This window comes from Flavobacterium sp. MMS24-S5, assembly GCF_050320125.1.
In the GTDB taxonomy this organism is placed as follows: Bacteria; Bacteroidota; Bacteroidia; order Flavobacteriales; family Flavobacteriaceae; genus Flavobacterium; species Flavobacterium tyrosinilyticum.
The window spans coordinates 4,330,263-4,343,310 of sequence record NZ_CP190016.1 but is presented as its reverse complement, the minus strand read 5'-3'; the positions used below and the strand labels follow the sequence as shown (position 1 = coordinate 4,343,310).

Below are 13,048 nucleotides of genomic sequence, written 5' to 3'. Positions count from 1 at the left end.
AGCGTGGTCTTCGACTTCGCTCAGACTGACAATGCGTATAGTTACAGGAATGACAAACTGTATGTATAAAACAACAAACCCGACAGATTTTTGAACCTGTCGGGTTTAATTATATAATTAAAACAGAGATTTGACTCTTACTTCAAACCAGCCAAACTCTGCTCTATTGTCGCAATTTTTGCGAGAGCATCAGCTTGTTTTTGTTTTTCTAAATTAAGGACTTTTTCTGGAGCTCCGTTTACGAATTTCTCGTTTGAAAGTTTTGCTTCAACAGATTTCAAGAATCCTTTTGTATAATTTAATTCTTCTGTCAGTTTTGCAATTTCAGCTTCAACGTCGATGTTTCCTGTAATCGGAATGAAATATTCATTTGATTTTACACGGAAAGACAATGCACCGTCTACTTTTTCTGAAACATATTCAAAAGCAGAAACGTTTCCTAATTTCGTTATGATCGAATCAAAGTAAGTAGAAACATTTTCGCTGTTGATTCCTTTTAATTCGATGGCATCTTTAAACGGAATATTTTTGTCTTTACGAATTGTTCTTATTCCAGAAATTACTTCAATTGAGTTTTCAAAATCAGCAATTAATTTTGCGTCAAACGGTTTTACTTCTGGCCAAGTCGAAACAATTAAAGCTTCTTCAGGCGTTCTATCAGCGATTAACTGCCAAATTTCCTCTGTTAAGAAAGGCATAAAAGGATGCAATAACTTCAAGTTGTTTTCTAACATTTCGATCGCTTTCGCGAAAGTTACGCTGTCAATTGGCTGTTGGTATGCCGGTTTGATCATTTCTAAGAACCAAGAACAGAAATCATCCCAAACCAATTTATAAATTGCCATAAGAGAATCTGAAATTCTGTATTTCTCAAAATTATCTTCAATATCAACTAAAGTTTGCTGCAATTTCGCTTCGTACCATTCAATAGCCACTTTTGACGATTCTGGCTGTGCGATAGTTTCTGAAACTTCCCAACCTTTAATCAATTTAAAAGCATTCCAAATCTTGTTTGAAAACGCTTTTCCTTGACTGCACAATTCCTCATCAAACATAATATCGTTTCCAGCAGAAGCACTTAAAAGCAATCCTACACGAACTCCGTCTGCACTAAATTTATCGATCAAATCTAAAGGATCAGGAGAATTCCCTAATGATTTAGACATTTTACGGCGTTGTTTATCACGAACTAAACCTGTTAAATATACGTTTGTAAATGGTTTTTCTCCAGCATATTCATAACCTGCAATAATCATTCTCGCAACCCAGAAAAATAAAATATCTGGACCTGTAACCAAGTCGTTTGTTGGATAATAGTATTTAAAATCTGGACTTTCTGGATCCATAATTCCGCCAAAAACTGACATTGGCCATAACCAAGATGAAAACCATGTATCTAAAGCGTCAACGTCTTGTTTTAAGTCAGATGTTGTAAGTGAGCTGTTAGATGTTTTTTCTTTTGCTAAAGCTAAAGCATCTTCGATATTTTCTGCAACTACAAAATCTTCTTTTCCGTCTCCGTAATAATAAGCAGGAATTTGTTGTCCCCACCATAATTGACGAGAAATGTTCCAGTCACGAATATTGTTTAACCAGTGCGCATATGTATTTTCGAAACGTTTTGGATGTAATTTAATTTCTCCTGTTTCTAAAACCGACTTAATTGCTGGTTTTACCAATTCTTCCATTTTCAAGAACCATTGGTCAGATAATCTTGGTTCGATTACTGCTTTTGTTCTTTCAGAAGTTCCCACTTTATTTAAGTGTATTTCTGTTTTTGCTAAAGCCCCAATTTCTTCCAGTTCTTTTGCAATTTCTGTACGAACTACAAAACGGTCTTTTCCTTGATAATGTAAACCGAAGCTGTTTAATGTTGCATCTTCATTAAAAATATCAACGATTTCTAGGTTATGTTTTTCACCAAGAGTTTTGTCGTTCATATCGTGTGCAGGCGTTACTTTCAAACATCCTGTTCCGAATTCAACATCAACATATTCGTCTTCAATAATCGGAATTACTCTTCCGCAGATTGGAACAATCGCTTTTTTACCTTTTAAATGTGTAAAACGCTCATCGTTTGGATTGATACAGATGGCAGTATCTCCAAAGATAGTCTCAGGACGTGTCGTTGCAATCGTCAAGAAATCTTCCGAACCTTCAATTTTATATTTTAAGAAAAATAATTTTCCTTGCTGTTCTTCATAAATTACTTCTTCGTCAGAAAGAGTCGTTTTTGCTTCTGGATCCCAGTTTACCATACGGTATCCTCTGTAAATCAAACCTTTGTTGTATAAATCTACAAACGATTTAATTACAGATGCAGACATATCTGGATCCATCGTAAATTTAGTGCGTTCCCAATCGCAAGAAGCTCCTAACTTCTTAAGTTGTTCTAATATTGTTCCACCATATTTATCGGTTCGATTCCCAAGCATGTTTTAGGAATTCTTCGCGAGTCAAATCGTTTTTATTGATTCCTTCTGCTTTTAATTTCGCTACCACTTTTGCTTCAGTTGCAATAGAGGCGTGATCTGTACCTGGAACCCAACAAGCGTTGAATCCTTTAAGACGTGCACGGCGAATTAAAACATCCTGAATCGTATTATTCAACATATGTCCCATGTGAAGGACTCCAGTGACGTTTGGCGGCGGAATTACAATGGTGTACGGTGTTCTATGATCTGGTTCTGAATGAAAATAATTGTTTTTCATCCAGTAATCATACCATTTACTCTCAATCGTCTTAGCGTCAAATTGTGCTGGAATTGTCATTTACTAGGGTTGTTTAATCGTTAATTTGTTTAACCGTTTAATCGGTTTTGATCATCGAATTTCAAATTGATTTGTTTTCTTATTTTCTGTTAAAAAAAGTCTTTTATAAATCAATCTCAACGATTAAACAAATAAACGACTAAACAGTCAAACAAAAAAATGGTTCAATTTTTGTATTTATAACTGACAGCAAAAGTAAATAATTAAGTAGACTATAAAAAGAGAAATAATAATTTGTGTGTTAATTAAAAGAATGTATATTTACTTACAATTAAAAAAAAGATTTCATATGAAAAATGCAGCCTCTTTTATTGCAGTCTTATTGTTTAGCGCAGTAAGTTATGCACAAAACGGCCCAAAATTGAATTTGCAGCCCCAGACAATACAATTGATTATGGAAAAATTTCTAAAGGAGACAATGGACTTCGTTCCTTTGAATTTACAAACACTGGTGATGCTCCTTTATTAATTACAGGCGCAGAATCTACGCTAAGTTCAATCGTTGTTACCAAACCTGCAGCAGCAATTATGCCGGGCAAAAAAGGGAAAATCGATGTAAAATATAACATGGTAGCAGGACCTATTCGTAAAACAATTACTGTTGAAACAAACGCAGTAAACTATCCTGACGGAAGAGTAGCTCTTAAAATTAAGGGTGAAGTTCAATAAGAATTTAAACTTCTAAAAATAACAAAAATAGCTGTCTCAAATGGACGGCTATTTTTTTTAAAAGCTTCAGAGAAGCAAAATATTTATAGAAAAAGAATAAATGATTACAACATAAAGCTCCAGAGGAGCGTCATATATTAAGTCTACAGAAAAAATATGTCGCTCCTCTGGAGCTTTATCCATTTTTGATATTACCACTTCTATAAATATTCCACCCCGCTGGGGTTTTTACAGATCAAAAAAATGTTATAAATATTTGTGTCCAATAAAAAAACTGTCCTTTTGAGACAGCTTCGTTTTATTTTTGAAGAGAAACATCTTGACTCTCAAATCTTTCTTCTTTTATTTCTTCTCAGCGCATTCAACAGAATCAAATTTATATTTTACGCTTTCAAAATCAATTGGCTTATCTTTTACCAAATAAGTAACACCCATTGTAGTTTGCATAACACCATTTCCTAAAATAAGCTGGTTGTTACGTTTTAAAAGTGCCATCGGGTTCTTGAATGTTTTATCTCCATTTACATTGTCTTTAAAAGTGTAGTCCACAAATAAAGTATCACCATGAAACTCACCTGCCACTTCTCCTGTTCTAACAGTTGAAGGCGCAACTCTCATAATCATATCTCCCGCTAATTTTCCGTTTTTTAAAGTATTCAATTTTAAATCTATTGTGTCCTTTTCATAAATCGCTTTATAGCATGCAGTGCTTACCACCGCTTCACCTTCTGCTTTTGCAGCTTCAGTAGCTTTTTGTTTTTCTTCATTTTTACAGCTTTGCAATCCAATAAAGGATAAAAGCAAACAAGACAAGGTTAGATTTCTCATATTTTTTTTTATTTCGTTGATATCACTATAAAATTAAAGAAAAAAGATTTCCGTAAAAAGGTTTCGGCAAAGTTTTTCTGTAAAAATGAAACCCGACAGGTTTTTAAAATCTGTCGGGTTTACTATGTTAAAAAAAATTACAAACTTTTGATTACAAATTCAGATCTTCTGTTCAATTCATGCTCTTCTTCTGAGCAAGATTCGTCTGTTTTACATTTAATAATGGGCACCGATTCTCCATACCCTTTTGCCATAACTCGTTTTGCATCAATACCAGACTGAATTATAAATTCTCTTGTCGAATTGGCTCTCTTTTGAGACAAATCTTCATTAAATTTTGCATTTCCTCTAGAATCGGTATGCGAACCAATTTCGATTTTCATATCTGGATATTTCTTCATCAGCTCTACTACCCTGCCCAAAACTACTTTTGATTCTTTTCGGATATACCACATATTGTAATCAAAGTAAATTGGATTTGTTTTTATGATTAAACGATCTTTATCTTTAACAACATCTTTTTCCTTTGCCAATATCTCTTTTACTTTTTCCTGCTTTTTAACTTCAGCTGCAACGATTGCCGCTTCTTTGGCTTTTTTCTCTTTTTCTTTCAATTCAATTGCCACCAAAGCTTCTTTTTTCTTGTTTTCTTCTTCAATAATAATTTCTTGCTTTCTCTTATTTTCAGCAATTAATTTTTCTTCCTGTTTAATAACTTCCAATGATTTTAAAGCTAAAGAACCGTCATTAACTTTATCTCTTGTTTTGTCTAATGTCAGTATTTTTGAAGCATTTGTATAGTTTTCTTTGGAAGCTGAAATTTTATACGAAGCCTCGCAAGGAACCGTAAAACTGAATTTTCCATCAGCAGAAGTTGTAATGGTATTTAAAGTTTTACTTTCAGAATCTTGTAATAATACCGTTGCATTTTCTAGAGCCAATTGCGTATCAATATCTGTAATTGTTCCCGCGATTAATTGCTTGCAATCTTCAACAATCAAATCTTTTATTTCTTTGAATTGATAAATATCATCGCTCCCTTTTCCTCCTTCTCTATTAGAAGCAAAAAATCCTTCTTTGGTATTAGAATCAATGTTAAAAGCGAAATCATCTAAATTAGAGTTTAACGGAAGTCCTACATTAATAGGTTTTGAATACTCATTTCCGTTAATATCAGAAACAAAAACGTCTAAAGATCCGTAGCCCAAATGTCCGTCAGACGAAAAATAAAGCTTATTATCTGCAGAGGCAAAAGGAAATTGCTCTCTTTTATCTGTATTAATTTCTGGACCCAAATTTTTCGGAGTATCAAATGCTCCTTTATTAATATTAACGGAATAAATATCGAAAGAACCTAGAGATCCTGGCATATCTGAAGCAAAATACAATACTTTTTCATCTGCACTCAAAGCAGGATGCTCCACAGAATAATTCGGACTATTGAATGGAAGCGAAGTAATTTTCGTCCATTTTCCTTCAACCCATTCTGCTTTAAAAATCTGAAGATTAGAGATTTTCTTATCGTCTTTTTTCTTCTTTCCGTTTTTAGAATTGTTTCGGGTAAAATACATCGTTTTGCCATCTTTTGTGAAAACAGCATTCGATTCATGCATTCCGGTTTTTAATTCTTTAGCAAAATAATGAACTATAGAATCTCTTGAATTAATATTCTTTAAAGGAATTGAAACCAAATTCAAATACGTTTCGTTATCCCATTTAAACTTTTTATCAAATAAACCAGGCTTCAATTTCACACCAGCAAAAACTAGGTCTTCTTTATATTTCACAGCTCCAAATTCAGAATTTGGTGTATTTATCGCAAGGTTTTTAATCTCAAAACGTTTACCAATTGCCGTAACATTTTCTAATGTTTTAAAGTCTTTTTCAAAATTGACAAGATCTTCTGCGTTGGCAGATTTAGCATAATATTCTTTTAAATTGGCGTTTGCATCATCATTACTATTTGTTGCTTTTAAAGTCTGCGCATATCTAAAATAATATTCTCGGTCTAAATTATTGCTGTAATTTGAAATCAAAAGACGGTAATAACGCTGTGCTTTTACTAAGTCGTTAGTATAGAAATAAGAATCGGCTAGATTTTTAATCACTTCTTGAGACGGTTTTTCGTCTGCCAATTTTTGGTATAAAATAATAGCTTCGCTGTAATACGTTTTGTCAAAAAAACGTTTTGCTCTAGCTAGTTCTAGATCTTGTGCATTTATAAACTGTATTGAAAATACGAATATAATAACGAGTAATTTTTTCATATTTTTCATTTTAGAAGAATCTTGGAGATTTATCAAATCCTTTTCCTAACAAGTCCAGATCGAACAACAGCATAATTTCATGTGTTCCAGAATTAAATTGTCCGAAGTTCGTAAGCGTATAATCGTAAGCATACCCCACTCTTAAGGTCGGTGTAACATTAATATTGAAAAGCGCACTTACAGAATCATCTATTCTATAAGAAGCTCCAAATTCGAACTTTTCGTTGTAAAGAACATTGGCTGAAACATCTAAAGTTATTGGCGCACCTTTTACAAATTTGGACATAAATGCGGGTTTCAATTTCAATGCGTTGTTGAGCTGAAAAACATAACCAGCAGTCAAAAAAGTATGAATCTCTTCGGAGCCAAAAGCATTCACTCCTGACTTTTCTTCAATGTATTTTGACTTCAATAAGTTTGGGGCAGACAATCCTACATATAGATTATCTCTAAAATAATACGCTCCAACTCCAATATTAGGTTTTGTTGCATTTATATTTTCCGAAAAAGCAATATCTGTTTGAGGGTCTGTAAAACGAAAACCATTAAAATTGCTTTGCATAGACGAAAATCCAGCTTTTAACCCCAGAGACAATTTATTTTTTCCGCCTAGTTTTAAAACATAAGCAAAATCAGCATAAACATTATTCTCTTTTTTAGCTCCATCTCCTATATCATCTGAAACGAATGAGATACCAGCTTCTATTTTATCATTAATAGCTGTGTGCCCAAAAAAGGTAAATGTTTTTGGAGCGCCATAAGCACCAACCCATTGCGTTCTGTACAATCCGCCAAAATTCATCATGGCAGGAACTCCAGTCGCATAAGCCGGATTGACTACACTCATATTATACATATAATGGGTGTATTCTGGATCTTGCTGAGCAGAAACGGATAAATAGAAAAGGAAATTTATAAGAAGTATTATTTTTTTCATTTGAAAATTATATTAAAATGTAAAAAGGATTTATCGATTTAAATAAAGACGACCTTGCTGTGGCGGTTTATTGTCTTTATTGAAATGCAACACATAAAAATAAACTCCGTTGGGTGCAATACCTCCAGCGATACCGCTTTTTTCGTAGTTTTTGCCATCCCAAGCAGGTTTATTATTATCTCCTTTATACATTCCGTTTCCGTATCTATTATAAATTTCAAGTGTATAATTTGGATATAAAAATTCAATATCTTTTATCACAAACGAATCGTTTACACCGTCTCCGTTTGGCGAAAATCCATCTGGAATAAAGAACTCGTACTGTGCGACCTCGCAGTCCTGCAGTGAGACTTTTACTTCTTTATAGCTTTCTGACAAACAGTGGGTTGTTTCATTTAAATCGTATCCATAATAAATTGCATTATGAACTAATAATGTGGTCGATGCCAGTAAATTTCCATCCACCGCATCATACCAAGCTACCGTTGCCGGAACATTTGTTTTATTAGAAAGATCACTTATTTTTGGATTGGCCAGTCCGCAAAAATCTGCCGTTTCATTCATTTCTGGTGCAGCTGTATCATTTATAATTACCGAAACTTTTGCTGGTTCTGAAACGCAGCCTGTAACAGCAGTTTCTCTAACGAAATAATCTTCTGTTTTTAAGACATAATCGACTGCAAGTGGCGTTGTTGCTGTTGCAGAATTGTACCATTTATATTGAGTTCCTTTTGGCTCTAGATTCGCTATTACAGCTTCATCCACTTTACAAAATTGCTGATCTAAAACAGCTGGTGCTGGAGGAATTGGATTTATTACGAAATCATCTGTAATGTTGATTAAACTTACCTCACAATTGGTAACTGTATTCGTTAGATTCAATAATGTAATTTTTGTCTCGCCTGAATTTAAAAGCAATTCGGCAGGAATAACAAAATCTAATTTACCATTTGTTACTGCTTTAGTAATCGTTTGTACCGCAGATATATTAGCTTCTGACAATGCATAAGAAATAATGACATTGGTTAAAGTTTCTAATCCTGAAACGGCAACGGTAACAGGCGCATTCAAACAATAATCTTTTACTGCTGCTTTTACTGTCAATGTATTTGGCAATGGATTTATATACAGATTTCCTGCAACATTTGCTGTATTGGTACACTGCGGCGAAGGATTCGTAATATTTGTTATGCTGTAAATCGTAATTACTGATAATCCGCTTCTTGTACTCAGGTTTCCCGGAATTGTAAATGATGCTTTTCCGCCAACAGACTGCATTTCTGCGGTTTCGCCCAGAGCTAAATTATCTCCATTAATATTATATGAAATACGGTAAAGTCCATCAAGCAATTGGGGTGCAGCAATTTCAATTGTGGCCATATCATTTTGACAAATTGGAAGCGCTGTTAATGTAGCATTGTTTAAACGTGGCAACGGATAAATCTTTAAAACAGTTGAAAACGGATTAAATATGTTTACACATGTACCTTTGCTTGTTGTAGACTTTATACTTGTAACAGTAATAGTATAATCCCCTACTTGTTTAAAATAAGACGATCGTATGGGGAAATTAAATTCGCCATTTACAAAATTTCCCCTTACGTTTTCAGATGATGACACTCCTGGCCCAACAACACTAAAGTTAACATCGTATGTTCCATTAGGGATATTATCTGGTCCTTGCATAATTTTTGCCGAGTAAGTGGCGGTCGAAATCTCAGATTCGCAAATATCTTTGCTAGCTTCTATTTTTGATCCTGTAAAATCAAGTCTTTTTTCGAGAGTTATATTTACTTTAACGTCTTTATTTTTACATATATTATTACCAGGAACTGCTAAAACAGTATAGGTATAAGAATATACGCCAGGTTCGATTCGCGTCAAACAATTCTTGAAGATTAATATTATGATCTGTGGCAGATGTTAAGCCTGTACCTGTCCAGTTACCTCCTCTATCTCCTCCAATTAGCTGATCAAATAAATCTAAATTGGTATAACCTGCCAAATCTGTAGTGCCGCATAACTCCAAATCTACTGGCCTTCCTATTTTTGGAGCTATATAAATAGTTACTTGTACATTGGTAGACTTTGAGTTAGGAGAACACGCAAGCACTGGGGGCACGGTATAAATGAAGTCAAGTGTAGTTTTGGTTGTATATTGCCCGATCTCTATTGTAGATTCTACAGGCTGACCTGTAGTAGTGGTAAATTTTCCGTTTACATGCGGCCCCATTACCTTACTATCAAAAGCCGTAAAAAGATTAAATAAGCCATTCTCGTTACAAACTGTTGCTTGAGATCCGACTCCAACGTATGCACCAATCGTAATTGTGACTACTGCTTTATTATCTGTACAACCCGAAGTGGCCGGAGCTGTGTAAGTATAATGATATTCTCCTCCACTAAGGATAAATTGAGCATTTAAAATACCCGTAGAAGGATTTAGCCCTTTTGAATTATTATCATCTGTCCATGTTCCGCCTGGAACTGGAGAACCGCCTAACAAAGAAAATAAATCTACGGATTGATATATTGGATTGGTGACATCGCAAATTAATTCATTTACATTATCATTACCAGCACATTGAGCACTTAGTTTTGAAGGAAGTACAGTAAAAAAAATAAAAAACAATACAAAATGTAGGTAGCTAATGTAGTTTTTTGCCATAGATTAATTTTTTGTTAAACATAAGAAAATATTTAACTAAAAAACTAATTTTTAACAAACTTATTTTCACAAAAAACATACATTCCTTCAATAAAGCAACATGAAACGCGGTTTAAAAAAATAATCAACCAATTAATATAATGCAAATCTTTTTACAGCTCATCTTCAAGTTTAAATCTAAATTTAAGCACCAAACTATTTCGTTCGACTTCAAGATTAATCCATACATCATCTTCTGATTTTAAAAGATTATTTATTTGCTGAAGAGTATACTTGTAGGGTTGCGCTTTATTAATACTGACAATAATATCTCCTTTAAGCAATCCGCATTTTTCAGCAGCAGAATTTTTGCGTACATTCACTATTTCATAAACAGGCTTAAGAGCAAATTTATATTTAAAATTATTGTCGTTTTTGTCCTTTTCCTGCAGTTCTCCCATTGAAGATGCAACTCGCACGGTTTCTAAATGCACTGTTTCCTGTACCCACTGAAGTCCGTTGTGCTGCACCGTGATTCCGCTCTTATTATAGGTAAAAGGCTCTCCAAATTTACTATTCCTTTTTAAGTACAGTTTTTTTCCTCCATAATCTAAAACCAAGGTAAATCGTTTCAAAACTTCGCCTCCAACAGACCCTATACGTCCTGGAACCATCTTAACGTTACGAATTGAAGCAGAATCTGGAAAAGAAACAATTGGTTTTTTAAAATCAAATTCGTCAATAGAAAATTTATCAATTTTAGCACGATGTCCTTCAATGTCTCCGCTAAATCCTTTTCCTAAAAAGTCCGGAAAATTTTTATTTGGGAGTTTTATTTTATCATTTTCAAAAATCCAGAAAGCATCACTATTTCCAATATCAATTAAAAGCTTTGCTGGAACTTGCTCATTATTAACTGTAGCGGTTGTCATGATATATGGTTTCGCTTTTTCTACAGTTATCGGAACCATTTTAAACTTTTTATCTAGTTTTTCTTGATACCTAGCAGTCTTTGCGTGAACTATTATTTTCTTTTTCTGATAATTAACTTCAACAAAATTATCTCTAAAGAATTTATGCCCGATAATTCCGTTTACAGGAATTCCGATATGAGAAGACAAATTAAAACTTTGATCTAGGATAATAAAAACCATATGATCGCTTGATTTTAGACCATGAGTTTCTAGAATATTTTTTGTCGATTTTAGGCCTTCTATTTCCTCTTCGCTTCCTAAACCACGAAGTTTAATTTTTACAACATTGTTAAAACTAACTTCTTGCTGTTCTTCCATACTAAAGAGAATTGTTTCTTCTACGCCAGAATCCAATAGAAAATTTAATTCTACTCCATTTACTTTTATAGGAATAAAAATAAGATTATTAATCAGTTTAAAAGGTATTGTAGCCTTAGTTGCATTGTTTTCCAATATGAAATCGCCTTGTCCAAAAAGCAAAAAAGGTAAGAATAACCCAAAAAACAATACTATATATTTTTTCATTGACAATATTTTATTATAAAATTAGTAAATATATTTATTATTGTTACATTTTTAGAAGTACCCTTATTATTTACGTTAAATACGAAAAAAATATGCAAATTTGCACTTCAATAATTTATACTCATGCCGACAATTTCACTCAAGGGAAGAAACATGCCCGAATCTCCGATACGCAAGCTGGCTCCTTTTGCTGATTTAGCAAAGAAAAAAGGACACAAGGTGTATCACTTAAACATTGGTCAACCGGATATCAAGACACCGGAAGTGGCCATCGAGGCGGTAAAAAATATTGATTTAACTCTTATAGAATACAGTCCGTCTGCCGGATATGAAAGCTATAGAAAAAAATTAGCAGAATTTTACCAGCGCCAAAATGTAAACGTTAACACAGAAGACATCATTGTAACTACTGGTGGTTCTGAAGCCTTACTTTTTGCACTGGCCACAATTACAGACCCTGGAGATGAAATTATTATTCCAGAACCATTTTATGCTAATTATCACGCTTTTGCATCTTCAACAAGTGCAACTGTAGTTCCTTTAGTTTCTACTATCGAAACTGCTTTTGCATTACCAAGCATTGAAGAAGTCGAAAAATTAATTACACCAAAAACAAAGGCCATTCTGATTTGCAACCCTGGAAATCCGACTGGATATTTATATTCTGAAACAGAAATCAAACAATTGGCTAGTTTAATTAAAAAACACGATTTATACTTAATCGCAGATGAAGTGTACCGTGAGTTTTTATATGATGGCGACGATGTGCACTTTTCTGTAATGAATTTAGAAGATGTACAGCAAAATGTAATCATGGTTGATTCTGTTTCTAAACGCTACAGTATGTGCGGAGCAAGAATTGGCTGTTTGGTTACTAAAAATAAAGACGTCTTGGCAACCGTAATGAAATTTGCTCAAGCACGTTTGAGTCCGCCAACAATTGAACAAATTGCCTGCGAAGCTGCCATTGACACACCTCAAAGTTATTTTGATGAAGTAATTGCAGAATATAAAGAACGCCGCAACACGCTGATTGCCGAATTAAACAAAATTGACGGTGTTATTGTAACAAAACCAAAAGGTGCTTTTTATTGCATTGCAGAACTTCCAATAAAAGATTCAGACGATTTTGCACAATGGTTGCTTGAAAGTTACAATTTAAATGGCGAAACGGTAATGATTGCTCCTGCCAAAGGCTTCTACTCGACACCTGGAATGGGACTAAATCAGGTTCGTATTGCTTATGTTCTAAACAAAAAAGATTTGATTACAGCCGTAAACATTCTAAAAGAAGCTTTATTGGTTTACAATAACAGATAATCAATTCATTATAATAGATTTAAAAAGACAATAACGTTTTTCGTTGTTGTCTTTTTTGTTTCTAATAACGGTATTTCTCTCCAAAATTTAAATTATATCCAAAAAGGAG

Annotated in this window: 7 protein-coding genes and 2 pseudogenes; 2 read left to right on the top strand and 7 right to left on the bottom strand. The window is 33.7% G+C overall.

Going from position 1 to position 13,048, the window contains the following annotated elements; all coding sequences use genetic code 11:
• Window positions 1-137: 137 nt before the first annotated feature.
• Window positions 138-2,772 (bottom strand): annotated as a pseudogene (locus tag ACPWTF_RS19945) (valine--tRNA ligase).
• A 289-nt stretch (window positions 2,773-3,061) separates the two neighbouring features.
• On the opposite strand from ACPWTF_RS19945, the pseudogene ACPWTF_RS19940 reads away from it, so the two are divergent.
• Window positions 3,062-3,441 (top strand): annotated as a pseudogene (locus ACPWTF_RS19940) (DUF1573 domain-containing protein).
• 342 nt (window positions 3,442-3,783) lie between these two features.
• Here ACPWTF_RS19940 and ACPWTF_RS19935 read toward each other — a convergent pair.
• The 6 genes from ACPWTF_RS19935 to ACPWTF_RS19910 form a co-directional block, all read right to left on the bottom strand.
• Window positions 3,784-4,269 carry a hypothetical protein gene (locus ACPWTF_RS19935; protein WP_427872655.1) on the bottom strand — a complete coding sequence of 162 codons (486 nt, stop codon included), beginning with the start codon at window positions 4,267-4,269 and terminating at the stop codon, window positions 3,784-3,786.
• A 137-nt stretch (window positions 4,270-4,406) separates the two neighbouring features.
• Entirely contained in the window at window positions 4,407-6,536 is a 2,130-nt protein-coding gene (locus ACPWTF_RS19930; protein ID WP_427872654.1) for an OmpA family protein, read from the bottom strand.
• A gap of 10 nt (window positions 6,537-6,546) precedes the next feature.
• Window positions 6,547-7,473 (bottom strand): PorP/SprF family type IX secretion system membrane protein, encoded by a 927-nt coding sequence (locus tag ACPWTF_RS19925; RefSeq protein WP_427872653.1) that lies wholly within the window; start codon window positions 7,471-7,473, stop codon window positions 6,547-6,549.
• Window positions 7,474-7,503: 30 nt separating this feature from the next.
• Window positions 7,504-9,357: a gliding motility-associated C-terminal domain-containing protein gene (locus ACPWTF_RS19920; RefSeq protein WP_427872652.1), complete on the bottom strand. Its 1,854-nt coding sequence runs from the start codon at window positions 9,355-9,357 to the stop codon at window positions 7,504-7,506.
• Entirely contained in the window at window positions 9,296-10,141 is an 846-nt protein-coding gene (locus tag ACPWTF_RS19915; RefSeq protein ID WP_427872651.1) for a hypothetical protein, read from the bottom strand. The genes ACPWTF_RS19920 and ACPWTF_RS19915 overlap by 62 nt, the downstream gene beginning before the upstream one ends.
• Before the next feature lie 152 nt (window positions 10,142-10,293).
• Window positions 10,294-11,619, bottom strand: coding sequence for a PDZ domain-containing protein (locus ACPWTF_RS19910; RefSeq protein WP_427872650.1), 1,326 nt, complete (start codon window positions 11,617-11,619; stop codon window positions 10,294-10,296).
• Window positions 11,620-11,742: 123 nt separating this feature from the next.
• On the opposite strand from ACPWTF_RS19910, the gene ACPWTF_RS19905 reads away from it, so the two are divergent.
• Entirely contained in the window at window positions 11,743-12,939 is a 1,197-nt protein-coding gene (locus ACPWTF_RS19905) for a pyridoxal phosphate-dependent aminotransferase (RefSeq protein ID WP_320493979.1), read from the top strand.
• Window positions 12,940-13,048: the final 109 nt, after the last annotated feature.

Excerpts from the sequence above, each read along its gene's own strand:
- ACPWTF_RS19930 (WP_427872654.1), bottom strand. The coding sequence starts at position 6,536 with ATGAAAAAATTACTCGTTATTATATTCGTATTTTCAATACAGTTTATA.
- ACPWTF_RS19925 (WP_427872653.1), bottom strand. The coding sequence starts at position 7,473 with ATGAAAAAAATAATACTTCTTATAAATTTCCTTTTCTATTTATCCGTT.
- ACPWTF_RS19915 (WP_427872651.1), bottom strand. The coding sequence starts at position 10,141 with ATGGCAAAAAACTACATTAGCTACCTACATTTTGTATTGTTTTTTATT.
- ACPWTF_RS19905 (WP_320493979.1), top strand. The coding sequence starts at position 11,743 with ATGCCGACAATTTCACTCAAGGGAAGAAACATGCCCGAATCTCCGATA.
- ACPWTF_RS19910 (WP_427872650.1), bottom strand. The coding sequence starts at position 11,619 with ATGAAAAAATATATAGTATTGTTTTTTGGGTTATTCTTACCTTTTTTG.
- ACPWTF_RS19935 (WP_427872655.1), bottom strand. The coding sequence starts at position 4,269 with ATGAGAAATCTAACCTTGTCTTGTTTGCTTTTATCCTTTATTGGATTG.